Origin of the sequence: Collimonas sp. OK607, assembly GCF_900111995.1 — a bacterium.
GTDB lineage: Bacteria > Pseudomonadota > Gammaproteobacteria > Burkholderiales > Burkholderiaceae_D > Collimonas.
The window spans coordinates 210,734-222,858 of the sequence record NZ_FOKF01000003.1 but is presented as its reverse complement, the minus strand read 5'-3'; the positions used below and the strand labels follow the sequence as shown (position 1 = coordinate 222,858).

Sequence of the window (12,125 nt, the reverse complement as noted above, 5' to 3'; positions counted from 1 at the left end):
AAAACCGTGGACGGCGTATATCAGGAAATATGGGGCACCCTGATCGCCTACAACATGATTCGCCTGGAGATTGCCAAGGCAGCATTGGTGGTCAAATGTGAACCCACGCAAGTAAGCTTCATCCGCGCCTTTCATTTGATCCAGTTCGAGCTTCACTGGGCCGCCGTCAGCAGGTCCTACGGCAAGCTGCCCGCTTCGATGAAGCATCTCCGTGAAAGGCTCGTTAGCCTTCTCAATGACGAACGGCCCGATCGAAAATTCGACCGGGCCGTTAAGGCAAAACCACAGCGCTATGCTACTCGCGTTCTACGAAAACCTGCTTAACTGAACGGCATTACCGTCTGACGGGGCGTTTTTTTATTTCTCGTTATTACGCATCAAAATTACCGGCAGTATCGCCAGAAGCGATCGCCGTTTATCTCTCAGCCAGTCACAGCCTGCCACGGCCAGCGTTGTTCGCGCCAAATATCCCGTTATTCCAGCCGCATTTCCCACCCAGGCCATAAGGATATTGTCTAAAAGACATGAAAAATCCTATACGGGGATTTTTTTCTGTTGTAATGTTTGCATGTTCTGCGGAACATGCAGAACAAACAGCAGGGCAATCTTTGCTTATTTACCCTTAGGAGGAAACACGTGCAGATGAAGAACAAAATGTTGCCGTTGGCTGCAGCAATCGCGATGGCACTGGGCGCTGTCGGCTCGGTCCATGCAGAGGAACAAATCGTCAAGATCGGCCATGTCGGTCCCGTGACCGGCCCTTCGGCCCATCTCGGTAAAGACATGGAAAACGGCGCCAAGATGGCGATCGAAGAATTGAACGCCAAGGGCATTACTCTCGGCGGCAAGAAAATCAAGTTCGTACTGCTGACAGAAGATGATGCGTCCGACCCAAAACAGGGTACGGCCGCAGCGCAAAAACTGGTGGACGCCAAGATCGACGGCGTCATCGGCCACATGAATTCGGGCACCACGATACCCGCTTCCAAGATCTACTACGATGCCGGTATCCCGCAAATCTCGCCGGCTGCCACCAGCCCGAAATACACCCAACAAGGTTTTAACAGCGTATTCCGCATAGTCGCCAACGACGGCCAGCTGGGCGGCACGCTGGGACGATATGCGGCCACCACCCTGAAGACCAGGAATATCGCCGTCATCGACGATCGCACTGCCTACGGCCAAGGGGTTGCGCAAGAGTTTGCCAAAGGCGCCAAAGCGGCCGGCGTCAATATTGTCGCGACCCAGTTCACCAATGACAAGGCAACCGATTTCAACGCAATCCTGACTTCGATCAAAGCCAAGAATCCGGACGTGATTTTCTTCGGTGGCATGGACGCGGTTGCCGGCCCGATGCTGCGCCAGATGAAGGCGCTCGGCATCAAGGCCAAGTTCATGGGCGGCGATGGCGTCTGCACTGGCGAACTGGGCAAACTGGGTGGCGATGGCGTGATCAATGACCAGGTGGTGTGTGCGGAAGCGGGCGGCGTCGAAGATTCGGGCAAGAAAGGCCTGGACGATTTCAAGGCGGCTTACCAGAAGAAATACAACACTGAAGTCAAACTGTATGCGGCCTACTCGTACGACTCTGTGATGACCATGGTGGAAGCCATGCAAAAAGCCAATTCCGCCGATCCGAAAAAATATCTGCCGGAACTGGCAAAGATCCACTACAAGGGCGTGACCGGCACAATCGCCTTCGATGCCAAGGGCGACATCAAGGACGGCGCGCTGACCTTGTACACCTACAAGGATGGCAAGCGTACTTTGCTGGCCGTCACTAAGTAAATAACATCCACCGGCTGTTCCATGGAAGCGTCCGAACCTAGGGCGCTTTTTTTCTTTTACGCACCACTGCTTCGCACATTACACATATCATTCTGTCGAATTGACAAAAAAACATATAAAAGCGCTTTGCGAAGCTATTCTTATGTTGTACCGTTTAACTCCCCGGACAGGCCGAACTACTGATTAAAGTCGACTGTCTAAAAATTTACTTACCGTCAATTCACTAATTTAATAATTTCGCCGCAAATCCTCAGGAGGAAACCAGGTGCACAAAATGAAAATGATTCCGTTGACCGCTGCCATCGCAATGACCCTGTCTGCAGGCGCCTATGCGCAAGAACAAGTGGTCAAGATCGCGCACGTCGGCCCCATCACAGGCCCCATCGCCCACATCGGCAAGGATAATGAAAACGGCGCCAGGATGGCGATCGAAGAATTGAATGCGAAAGGCATCACGCTGGACGGCAAGAAAACCAGATTCGTGTTGATGGCGGAAGATGATGCGTCCGACCCGAAACAAGCCACTGCGGTAGCGCAAAAACTGGTCGACGCTAAAGTTGCCGGCGTCATTGGCCACGTCAATTCGGGCACGTCGATTCCTGCGTCGAAAATTTATTACGATGCCGGCATCCCGCAAATTTCGCCGTCGACTACCAGCGCAAAGTATACCCAGCAAAATTTCAACACCACCTTCCGCGTAGTGGCTAGCGATGCCCAACTGGGCAGCGCCCTGGGCCGTTATGCAGCCAAGACATTGCATGCCAAGACCGCAGCAGTGATCGACGACCGCACCGCCTACGGCCAGGGCCTGGCGGAAGAATTCACCAGGGCAGCCAAGGCGGCCGGCATGACCATCGTGTCAACCCAATACACCAACGACAAAGCGACCGACTTCAACGCGATCCTGACCTCGTTCAAGGCCAAGAAGCCTGATGTCGTGTTCTTCGGCGGACTGGATGCCGGCGGCGGCCCTATGCTGCGCCAGATGAAGCAACTGGCCATCAAGGCAAAATTCATGGGCGGCGACGCCATTTGCACTTCCGACCTGCCTAAACTGGCGGGCGACGGCATCGGCAACGATCAGGTGATTTGCGCCGAAGCCGGCGGCGTGGAAGAATCCGCCAGAAAAGGCCTGGACGATTTCAAGACAGCCTACAAGCAGAAATTCGGCAAGGATGTCGTGATCTATGCGCCGTACACTTACGATGCCTTGATGACCATGGCAGACGCGATGCAAAAAGCCAAGTCGGCCGATCCGAAAAAATACCTGCCGGAACTAGCCAAGATTCACCACAAGGGCGTGACCGGCATGATCTCGTTTGACGCCAAGGGCGACATCAAGGACGGCACGATCACTTTGTATACCTACAGGGATGGCCAGCGTACCCAGTTGGCGGTGACCAAGTAATTTCGTCGCAGGGTGGGCACGATGTGCCCGCCGTGGATGCCAGTTAAAAAGCGTTCCGGTTGCCGGGACGCTTTTTTTATTGGACCTGTAACCGTAAAAAAAGGCGCTCATCTGAGCGCCCTGTTATCGGTATGGCCTGCGCTTTTACTTCAGCGACAAAATCCATTTCACCAGCGTATGCGCTTCGGCTTCGCTCACTTGTGGATTGGCCGGCATCGGGATCGCACCCCAGGTACCTGTGCTGCCCTTCATGACTTTTTGCACCAGCATGTCTTCAGCGCCTTTTTGACCGGCGAATTTCGCTGCAACGTCCTTGTATGCAGGACCGACCACCTTGTTAGTTACCGAGTGGCACGCCAGACAGTTCTTGGCTTTTGCCAGATCCAGACCGGCATCCGCCAGGGCGGAACCTGAGGCCATTGCACCAAGCACTGCACAGATCAACAAACGTTTCATTCTTATCTCCGTCAAAAAAATGTGACACCATTTTACCTGCCCGTCTGCATTGTCTCATATCCCGGAAACACCTACATACATCTGAAATTCAACATATCAGACCGACATCCGTTGACCACAGGCATCTTTCGCCCTATCCTTTCCGCAAAGTAAAGGGAAAGCCATGCCACTGATTATTCTTATCGTTTCATTAATAGCGTTAAAATACTTCGAGATTGGTCCGTTTGCCGGCATATCCTGGTGGTGGATCGCTGGCCTTATGGCGGTTGCCTTTATCTGGTTTGAGTTCCTGGAGCGGATGCTCGGCCTGGACAAGCGCAAAGCGCACGAAGCCATCGAAAAGACCCGGCAGGAACGGGTCAAGAAAACCTTTGATAACCATAAAGGCCGGGGCCGCTGAAATACGCAGGAAGACATCGTTATGCAACACCAAAAGCCGGTACTTCTCCGGCTTTTTTATTAGTTACGGGCTTTTGACGACGAATGTTTGACGACGAATTTAAGAAGAACATATGAATATCGAGCTGCGACAACTGCGCTATTTCGTGGCGGTTGCCGAAGAAAAGCATTTCGGCCGCGCCGCACTGCGGCTGCACATGACGCAGCCGCCGTTATCGCAAGCCATCCAGGCGCTCGAAGCCAACCTTGGCACGCCACTGTTTGCACGCACCAAACGCAGCGTTGCCCTTACACCGGCGGGGCTGGCGCTGCTGCCTGAGGCGCAACGCCTGTTGCAGCAGGCCGCCACCCTGCCCGATCTGGTGCGGCGTGCGGCTTCCGGTGAATCCGGTTTGCTAACCCTGTCGTTTGTCTCTACCGCCGATTACAGTATCTTACCTCCGCTGCTACGGGCCTTCCGTGAAGCCTATCCGCAAGTGCAAATCGACTTGCAGGAAGCCACCAGCGATCTCCAGCTGGCGCAATTGATGGAAGGCAGGATCGATGCCGGCCTGCTGATCCCGCCCTTACCGGACAAGGCCAAGCTGGCGCTGGATTATCAGCCGGTTTTATCGGAACCGCTGATCCTGGCGGCACCCAGCGGGCTCAAGGTTTTGCGGACCAAGGGCAAGATCGCGCTGAGCTCCCTGGCAGACATGCCCTTGATTATTTTCCCGCGCCGCATCTCGCCAGGTTTCCACGACACCATCCTGGGTTGTTTCCGGGCCGCCGGCGTCACCCCGCATATCGGCCAGGAAGCGATCCAGATGCAAACCATCGTCGGCCTGGTATCGGCTGGCATGGGAATCGCGCTTGTGCCACAATCGGTGTCGAACCTGCAACGCCCGGGGGTCGACTATCGCGAATTGCAGGATCAGACGCCGCTGGTAGAGATCGGCCTGGCCTGGCGCCGTGATAATGTTTCGCCCGTACTGCAAGCCTTTTTGGAATTATTGAGAAAGAAATAAAGAACATGCTGATTCATCCATTACCCGACCCGATCGCCTTTTCTCTGGGGCCGCTCCATGTCCGTTGGTACGGCCTGATGTATCTGCTGGCGTTCATCCAGTTCATCTGGGTCGGCCGTATCAGGATCAAGCAACCGCACATTGCCGCTGCCGGCTGGAAAAAAGAAGATATCGACGACATGCTGTTTTATGGCGTGCTGGGGGTAGTGATCGGCGGCCGCCTGGGGCAGGTATTCTTTTACGATCCGGCCTACTATTTTTCCAACCCGAGCGAAATCATCGCAGTCTGGAAGGGCGGCATGTCGTTCCACGGCGGCTTTATCGGCGTCATGGTTGCCATGTGGTGGTGGGGTCGCAAGTCGGGCCGCAAACTGATGGATATCATGGATTTCATCGCACCCATGGTACCGCTCGGCTATGCCGCCGGCCGCCTCGGCAATTTCATCAACGGTGAATTACCGGGCCGCGTAGTCTCCGATCCATCGCTGCCGTGGGCCATGATCTGGCCTAACGTGGACAGCCTGCCGCGCCATCCTTCGCCGATTTACCAGATGCTGGTTGACGGCATTTTGCTGTTCATCGTCCTCTGGATATTCTCGCGCAAACCGCGGCCGCGCATGGCCGTGGCCGGCATGTTCTCGCTGCTGTACGGCTGCGCCCGATTCTTTACCGAATATTTCCGCGTGCCGGACTATAACGTGACGTTTGGCGGCATCACCATTTCCGCCGGCCAGATGCTGTCGGTGCCGATGATCGTATTAGGCATCGTATTGCTGGTCATCGCTTATAGAAAGCCGTATCAATTTGCTGGCGCCGCCGATGCGCCGCCAGCCAAAGCCCAAACAGGCAAATCGACATCCTGAACCAAAGTGCGGGCGTTCGCCTTGCCACCTGCAGGTGACCCGGCGAACGCTTCCCGCCTACCTTTTCCGCTTTGACTATGACAGCCAATCTTTACGCCCTTTTTGCGTCACGCTTTCCTGCCGATAAAACCGCTTGCTGCATCGAAACCCATGACGGCCAGTACTACACCTGGAGCGACATCGAACGCGCCTCCGCCAAGATGGCCAATCTGCTCAGCAGCCTGGATCTGCCAAGCGGCGCGCGAATCGCCGTGCAGGTGGAAAAATCACCCGAGGCATTGATACTTTATCTGGCGACATTACGCGCCGGTTTCGTCTACCTGCCTCTGAACACAGCCTACCGTGCAGCCGAAATCGAATACTTCATCGGCGATGCAGAACCCGCGGTATTCGTCTGTTCGCCACAGAATTTCGGCTGGATAGCCCAGATCGCATTCAAGGCCGGCACCCGGCATCTGTTTACGCTGGATGAAGGCGAAGGTGGTAATGGCCGCAGGAACTCCGGATCGCTACTGGCGCGCGCCATGCATCACCCGGACCAGTTTGAGACAGTTGAAAAGCAAGCCGACGACCTCGCCGTGATCCTGTACACCTCGGGCACCACCGGCCGCAGCAAGGGCGCCATGCTTTCGCACGGCAATATCGGCTCGAACGCCCAGGTGTTGCAGCAATACTGGCACTGGCAAGCGGATGACGTCCTGCTGCATGCGCTGCCGCTGTTTCACATCCATGGCTTGCTGGTGGCGGCCAACGGCGCGCTGCTGAACGGCAGCAAGATGATTTTCCTGCCAAAATTCGACGCTGCAGAAGTCTGCCGGCAGCTCCCCCGCAGCACGGTTTTCATGGGCGTGCCGACCTATTACGTGCGACTGCTGGCGAACAGTGGATTCGATCGCAATACTTGCCGCAATATCCGCTTGTTCGTGTCCGGCTCGGCGCCCTTGCTGGCAGATACCTTTGCCGAATTTACCGCACGCACCGGCCACACCATACTGGAACGCTACGGCATGAGCGAGACCGCCATGCTGACCTCCAATCCGTATGCCACGGAGCGGCGCGGCGGTACCGTCGGCCTGCCTCTGCCGGGCGTCTCGTTGCGCTTGATGACAACGGACAGTAATGGCGACAGCATGGTTTGCGGTACGAATGGAATCGGCGATATCCAGGTCAAGGGACCGAATGTATTCCATGGTTACTGGCGCATGCCTGAAAAGACTGCGGAGGAGTTCACAGCCGACGGCTATTTCAAGACCGGCGATGTCGGCAAAATCGATAGCAATGGTTACCTGGCGATCGTAGGCCGTAGCAAGGATTTGATTATTTCGGGTGGTTATAACGTCTATCCGAAGGAAATCGAAAGCGTGATAGATGAAATCGATGGCGTGCTGGAATCCGCCGTGATCGGCATTCCGCACGTGGATTTCGGTGAGGCGGTTACTGCTGTAATCGTGAAACGGCCGGAAGCCACGCTGACGACGGCGGATGTGATCACCTTGATGAAAAACACGATTGCCAATTTCAAGGTGCCCAAGCAGGTGTTCTTTGCCGAAGAACTGCCGCGTAACACCATGGGGAAAGTCCAAAAGAACTTGCTGCGCGAGCGTTATGCAACGCAAGTCGCCGGCATCGTCACGCCTTCATGAGCTTGGTTGTGATGTGGCGCCATTCTGCAGCGCTGACCGGCGTGATGGAAAGCCGGTTGCCTCGGCGCAGGATCTGCATCTCGGCCAGCGCTTCCTGTTCTCGCAATTCGGGCAAGGCGATGAGGCGCGTTTTCTTCAGGGCGCGCACATCGACCAGCATCCAGCGCGGATTCTCGCGCTCTGCCTTGGGATCGAAATATTTACCCTTGGGATCAAACTGCGTGTCGTCCGGGTAAGGCGTGCTCGCCACTTCGGCCAGGCCAGCTATCCCTGGCACGGCGCAGCCGGAATGATAGAACAGCACGCCGTCGCCGACCCGCATCACATCGCGCATGAAATTGCGTGCTTGATAATTGCGCACGCCATACCAGGCGATGGTTTGTTTGGGCATGCCCAGGACGTCGTCGATACTGGCGTCGTCCGGCTCGGATTTCATTAGCCAATAACTCATTTCGCCCCTAATCTGATATCAAAGATAATATGGAAAATCCGGTCGAAAATAAAAAAAGCGGCTACACATGTGCAACCGCTTTAGAGTCAAGTCCCGCCTGTGCCGCTTTGTCGGCATCCTGAACCAAAGCGATTCAAGTTGGCCGCAGTTAGTTCAATTTCGGGCTCATCGGACTAGCGACGCTCACACCTATCGAACAAAATTCCGCAGCCGTTGCGTATAAATGGTTCAAGGATTTTATGACAATCGCGAACACGGCAGGAGACGTTAGTCTACTCCAAACGATATCCAAGTCAAACCCCTTTTGGCAAAATTTTTGGTGCCATGCGGTCGGCAAAGCAGCCAGATACTTGGCTGACCGGAAGATGCAACGTCATGGCAACAAGAATTAAAACAAGTCTTCCTGTGCAGCCAGCGCTTCATCCAGGACCGCGTGCATCGCAGTGATGTTCTGCTTCACCTCTGACATGGTGAGATCGGACAACGGGCCTGCGGGAGCTTTGCTGCCCAATAATTCGGCAGCGATGCCAAGCGCGGCGATGACAGCAATGCGATCATTGCCGCGAATTTTCCCGGCATCGCGGATGGCAGACATTTTGCCATCCAGATAGGTGACGGCTTCCTGCAGCGCCTTTTCTTCGCCTTCTTTGCAAGCCAGTGTGTATGGCTGGCCCATGATGCTGACATTTAACTGGCTCATGTAAGCTCCTGATCTTGCAACGATTTTTGCGACACCGCTTCCGGCAATGCCGGGAATTTCTCCAGTAAAGCAGCTACCCGCTGATGCGCTTCTCCGATGCGTTGCTTCAACTCTTCGTTTTCACTCTGCAAACCGGTCACGCGCAGGCGCAGTTCGGCATTTTCGCGACGCAAGGCGTGCGTCAGCTCGGCCAGCTGGCCGATTTTCTCTGATAATTGATGGAATTCTGAAATCATTTTGTCACTATAGTGTCGCTAAGGAAATTACGTCAATAGATTCGAACAATGAATCTAGCGGCTGATCATCGATTAGGTGTTGGTCGGTGCTGGCGCCAGGCGCTTGAGTACATAGGAATACGCCAATGATTGCAATAATGCCACGGTACTGCCGGCGATAACCTCTCCGACCCGCAACAAAGCATACTGCAACTCCTGATGCAGGCCTTTACCGCCAATTGCAGCTGACATCAAGATAACCACGGTTGCCGGGCCCAGACGCCAGTTGGCGGGATAGTTCTGCAACAGCATGGCCACCAGCACCGATGTTGCCAAAGCGACCAGCAAGGACAGAAATCCGGGGCCGAGAACGACCAGCGCCAGACAAGCCACCACGCAGCCATTCAAGGTATTGATCAAACGGGCCCGGAAGTTTGCCTTGGCCAGGTTGACATCCGGCTCAGTCACAATGATCAGGGAAATCAAGGCCCAGTACGGCTCGTCCAAACCCAGGGCGCGCAATCCGTACCAGGTGATCAACGACCCCGTCACGATCTTGATCAGATAAACCAGGGCATTTTTTCTGGGACTAATGAATTGAAAGTCCATTCCGGCCTTTAGAATTTCGGTGCGATCGCCATTTTAGCCGAGAACCTGATTCGCCCCGAGAATTCAGTACCTTACACTGTGACACGGACCTCTGGCGAACGTTCGTCCGTGGCGGCGGTGAATTTACATATTGCCAATCGGTTTGGATCACCCTATATTCATTCGTCGCAACAATCCGGCAAGTCATTCGGCACATGGTCCGGAAAGAAACGCCGAAGCCGCCGGCTCGGCTACCGGAGAAAATATGCAGATTCAGCCAGCGATCTTCCGCCTGTCCAAAAGGATGGCGCTATCCATTGCCCTACTTACCATGACCAGTATGCCGCTAAAAGCCGAAACGCCGTCGACTCTTGCCCCCGCGCTATTTGCCTATGTCGGAACCTATAACCCTAACGGCGAAGGCGTCTACCTGTTCAAGGTGGATGGCCAGTCAGGCGCGCTGAGCCGGGTGAAAGTCGTCAGCACGCTGCCGAATGCGGCCCAGCTAGATCTCGATGCTGCCGGCAAAACGCTGTATGTAGCAAGTGAAGTGGACAATTACAACGGTAGCCAGCACGGCGTGCTGGCGGCGTATGCGGTGAACCGGACTGATGGCTCGCTAACGCTGTTGAATCAACAGGATGCGCAAGGTAAGAACCCGGTGCATATGGCGCTGACACCAAAACAGAATTATCTGCTCGCCGCGAATTACGGCAGTGGCTCGGTGGCGTCGTTCCCGCTAGCTGAAGACGGTAGCTTGCAGTCGGCCGTATCGATCCGGCAAAGCACCGGTCCGGTTGGCGCCGAGCGACCCGAGGCCGCTGCTATCGGCAGCTTTACCGCCAGCGGCCATGACAGTCCGCATGCGCACATGATCGCCAGCGACCCCAGCGGCAAGTTTGTCTTTTCTACCGACCTTGGGCTGGATCGGATATATCAATGGCGCTTTGATCAAAGCACCGGCAGCTTGATGCCGAATACGCCGCCCTTCATCAAGGCGTCGTCGGCCGGCGCCGGTCCGCGCCATTTCGTGTTTCATCCCAATGGCAAATATGTCTACCTGATCAATGAAGAATCTTCAACGCTGACGCTCTATCACTTCGATCACGCCACAGGAACTTTGCACGAACAGCAAACCGTCTCAAGCCTGCCGAAAAATTATCAGGGCACCAGTTTTGCCTCCGGCCTTGCCTTGAGCCACGACGGCCGCTTCCTGTATGTGGCAAACCGTCTGCACAACAGCATCGCCCAGTTCGCCATCGGCGCGCAAGGCAAACTCAGCTGGGTAGAGGAAACATGGACCCGCGGCGACTATCCGCGCAGTATCGTGATTGAGCCGCAAGGGCGTTACATTTATGCACTGAACCAGCGCAGCGACAATATCACCCAGTTCGCCATCGACAAGCACAGCGGCAAGCTGAAATTCATCGACGGGTATACCGGGCTGGGCAGCCCTTCGCAGATGGTGTTTTTACGCTGACCGCTTACTGCAAATTACTGCAGCTTGCCGGGATGCTGCTGAATCGCCTCCAGCACGAAGGGCTTGAGATCTGCCCCCCCCTGTTCTTCAATATGCGCCAGCAACGCGCGCCGCATGCGCGGCTCCCAGCTACGCTTCAGGTGGCTGGTGAGATCCGTCATGGCTTGCTGGTGGTCGGGCATGGTCTCGAAAAATGACCCGATCTGATTGGCCATCTTCACCAGGTGCTCTACATTCATTGCGCTACCCTTTCTGCTGCAGTTTGGTTTTGGCGGTGGTCATGAAAATTCATGGCAGCTCATGGCAACAACCGCTGCGGATGAGCGTACACCACATGACCGGGTTGCCGCACGAAGCCAAGCAAGGTGACGTTGGCCTGCTCCGCCAGGCGGATCGCCAGCGCAGTCGGCGCCGATACCGCGACGATAAAACCACAGCCCGTGCTCGCTGCCTTTTGCACCATTTCATAACTGGCGCGGCTGGTGATCAGCACTGCGCCGCTGGAAAAATCCTGTTTAGGATTTTTTTGCGCCAAGGCGCCGATCAATTTATCGAGCGCATTGTGGCGCCCGACATCTTCCCGAACCAACGCAATCTTGCCGTCAGCCTGTAGCCATGCGGCGGCGTGGGTCGCACCGGTTACCTGCTGCAAATGCTGCTGCTTCTGCATGTCGGACATAGCCGCGTATATGTCTGCCGCCGAGAACTGTGCATGGGAAACTACCGGCGCCGGCCTGCGTACCGCCTGCTGCAAAGTTTCCGCTCCACACAAGCCACAACCGGTACGACCGGTCAGGTTGCGCCGCTTCTCCTTGAGCGCGACAAAACGTTCAGTGGCAATCTGCATCTGCACCTGAATCCCGTCCACTGCCGTGACAATCTCGCAATCGAACAACTCACTTCGATCCTGCAAGATTCCCTCGGTCAAGGAAAAACCCAGTGCAAAATCTTCCAGGTCGGCAGGCGACGCCATCATCACGGCATGCGAAATGCCGTTGTATTCCAGCGCCACCGGCACTTCTTCGGCAACCACGTCGCGGCGCTTGCTGACGACGCCGTTACTCCACCTTTCGACATCGACTTCAGTGCTGCTGGCGTATTCGGGTGTGGCCATGCTATTCCTCTAT

Annotated in this window: 14 protein-coding genes, 1 other RNA gene and 1 pseudogene; 8 read left to right on the top strand and 8 right to left on the bottom strand. The window is 55.5% G+C overall.

Features of this window, described 5'->3' with window-relative positions:
- The 3 genes and pseudogenes from BM029_RS04260 to BM029_RS04250 form a co-directional block, all read left to right on the top strand.
- Positions 1-324: pseudogene (locus tag BM029_RS04260) on the top strand (DDE transposase); the annotation flags it as partial.
- Positions 325-642: 318 nt separating this feature from the next.
- Complete coding sequence (locus tag BM029_RS04255; protein ID WP_371329080.1) at positions 643-1,788, top strand: branched-chain amino acid ABC transporter substrate-binding protein; 1,146 nt, start codon at positions 643-645, stop codon at positions 1,786-1,788.
- A gap of 280 nt (positions 1,789-2,068) precedes the next feature.
- Positions 2,069-3,196 (top strand): branched-chain amino acid ABC transporter substrate-binding protein, encoded by a 1,128-nt coding sequence (locus tag BM029_RS04250; RefSeq protein WP_092432959.1) that lies wholly within the window; start codon positions 2,069-2,071, stop codon positions 3,194-3,196.
- A 144-nt stretch (positions 3,197-3,340) separates the two neighbouring features.
- On the opposite strand, the gene BM029_RS04245 is transcribed toward BM029_RS04250, so the two are convergent.
- The gene (locus BM029_RS04245; protein ID WP_092432926.1) at positions 3,341-3,652 is read right to left on the bottom strand and encodes a c-type cytochrome; all 312 of its coding nucleotides are present in this window, start codon (positions 3,650-3,652) and stop codon (positions 3,341-3,343) included.
- Positions 3,653-3,815: 163 nt separating this feature from the next.
- On the opposite strand from BM029_RS04245, the gene BM029_RS04240 reads away from it, so the two are divergent.
- From BM029_RS04240 to BM029_RS04225, 4 genes are all read left to right on the top strand, one after another.
- Complete coding sequence (locus tag BM029_RS04240; protein ID WP_092432924.1) at positions 3,816-4,052, top strand: TIGR04438 family Trp-rich protein; 237 nt, start codon at positions 3,816-3,818, stop codon at positions 4,050-4,052.
- A 112-nt stretch (positions 4,053-4,164) separates the two neighbouring features.
- Positions 4,165-5,058, top strand: coding sequence for a LysR family transcriptional regulator (locus BM029_RS04235; protein ID WP_092432923.1), 894 nt, complete (start codon positions 4,165-4,167; stop codon positions 5,056-5,058).
- A 5-nt stretch (positions 5,059-5,063) separates the two neighbouring features.
- Positions 5,064-5,921 (top strand): prolipoprotein diacylglyceryl transferase, encoded by an 858-nt coding sequence (gene lgt / locus BM029_RS04230; protein WP_092432921.1) that lies wholly within the window; start codon positions 5,064-5,066, stop codon positions 5,919-5,921.
- Positions 5,922-5,998: 77 nt separating this feature from the next.
- The gene (locus BM029_RS04225; RefSeq protein ID WP_092432919.1) at positions 5,999-7,564 is read left to right on the top strand and encodes a malonate--CoA ligase; all 1,566 of its coding nucleotides are present in this window, start codon (positions 5,999-6,001) and stop codon (positions 7,562-7,564) included.
- On the opposite strand, the gene BM029_RS04220 is transcribed toward BM029_RS04225, so the two are convergent.
- From BM029_RS04220 to BM029_RS04200, 5 genes are all read right to left on the bottom strand, one after another.
- Entirely contained in the window at positions 7,551-8,015 is a 465-nt protein-coding gene (locus tag BM029_RS04220) for an EVE domain-containing protein (RefSeq protein WP_092432917.1), read from the bottom strand. The genes BM029_RS04225 and BM029_RS04220 overlap by 14 nt on opposite strands.
- A gap of 86 nt (positions 8,016-8,101) precedes the next feature.
- Positions 8,102-8,282, bottom strand: a non-coding RNA gene (ssrS, locus tag BM029_RS04215) — 6S RNA.
- A 121-nt stretch (positions 8,283-8,403) separates the two neighbouring features.
- On the bottom strand, positions 8,404-8,715 hold the full coding sequence (locus tag BM029_RS04210) for a cell division protein ZapA (protein ID WP_092413779.1): 312 nt from the start codon (positions 8,713-8,715) through the stop codon (positions 8,404-8,406).
- A complete protein-coding gene (locus BM029_RS04205; RefSeq protein WP_092432915.1) occupies positions 8,712-8,951 on the bottom strand; it encodes a coiled-coil domain-containing protein in 240 nt (79 codons plus the stop codon). Before BM029_RS04205 ends, BM029_RS04210 begins: the two co-directional genes overlap by 4 nt.
- A 72-nt stretch (positions 8,952-9,023) precedes the next feature.
- A complete protein-coding gene (locus tag BM029_RS04200; protein WP_092432913.1) occupies positions 9,024-9,539 on the bottom strand; it encodes an FUSC family protein in 516 nt (171 codons plus the stop codon).
- Positions 9,540-9,783: 244 nt separating this feature from the next.
- On the opposite strand from BM029_RS04200, the gene BM029_RS04195 reads away from it, so the two are divergent.
- The gene (locus tag BM029_RS04195; protein WP_092432958.1) at positions 9,784-10,998 is read left to right on the top strand and encodes a lactonase family protein; all 1,215 of its coding nucleotides are present in this window, start codon (positions 9,784-9,786) and stop codon (positions 10,996-10,998) included.
- A 14-nt stretch (positions 10,999-11,012) separates the two neighbouring features.
- Here BM029_RS04195 and BM029_RS04190 read toward each other — a convergent pair whose 3' ends face one another.
- Both BM029_RS04190 and fdhD read right to left on the bottom strand, forming a co-directional pair.
- Positions 11,013-11,237, bottom strand: a complete 225-nt coding sequence (locus BM029_RS04190) for a formate dehydrogenase subunit delta (RefSeq protein ID WP_092413782.1) — start codon at positions 11,235-11,237, stop codon at positions 11,013-11,015.
- Between the two features lie 59 nt (positions 11,238-11,296).
- On the bottom strand, positions 11,297-12,112 hold the full coding sequence (fdhD, locus tag BM029_RS04185; protein ID WP_092432911.1) for a formate dehydrogenase accessory sulfurtransferase FdhD: 816 nt from the start codon (positions 12,110-12,112) through the stop codon (positions 11,297-11,299).
- Between the last annotated feature and the right edge of the window lie 13 nt (positions 12,113-12,125).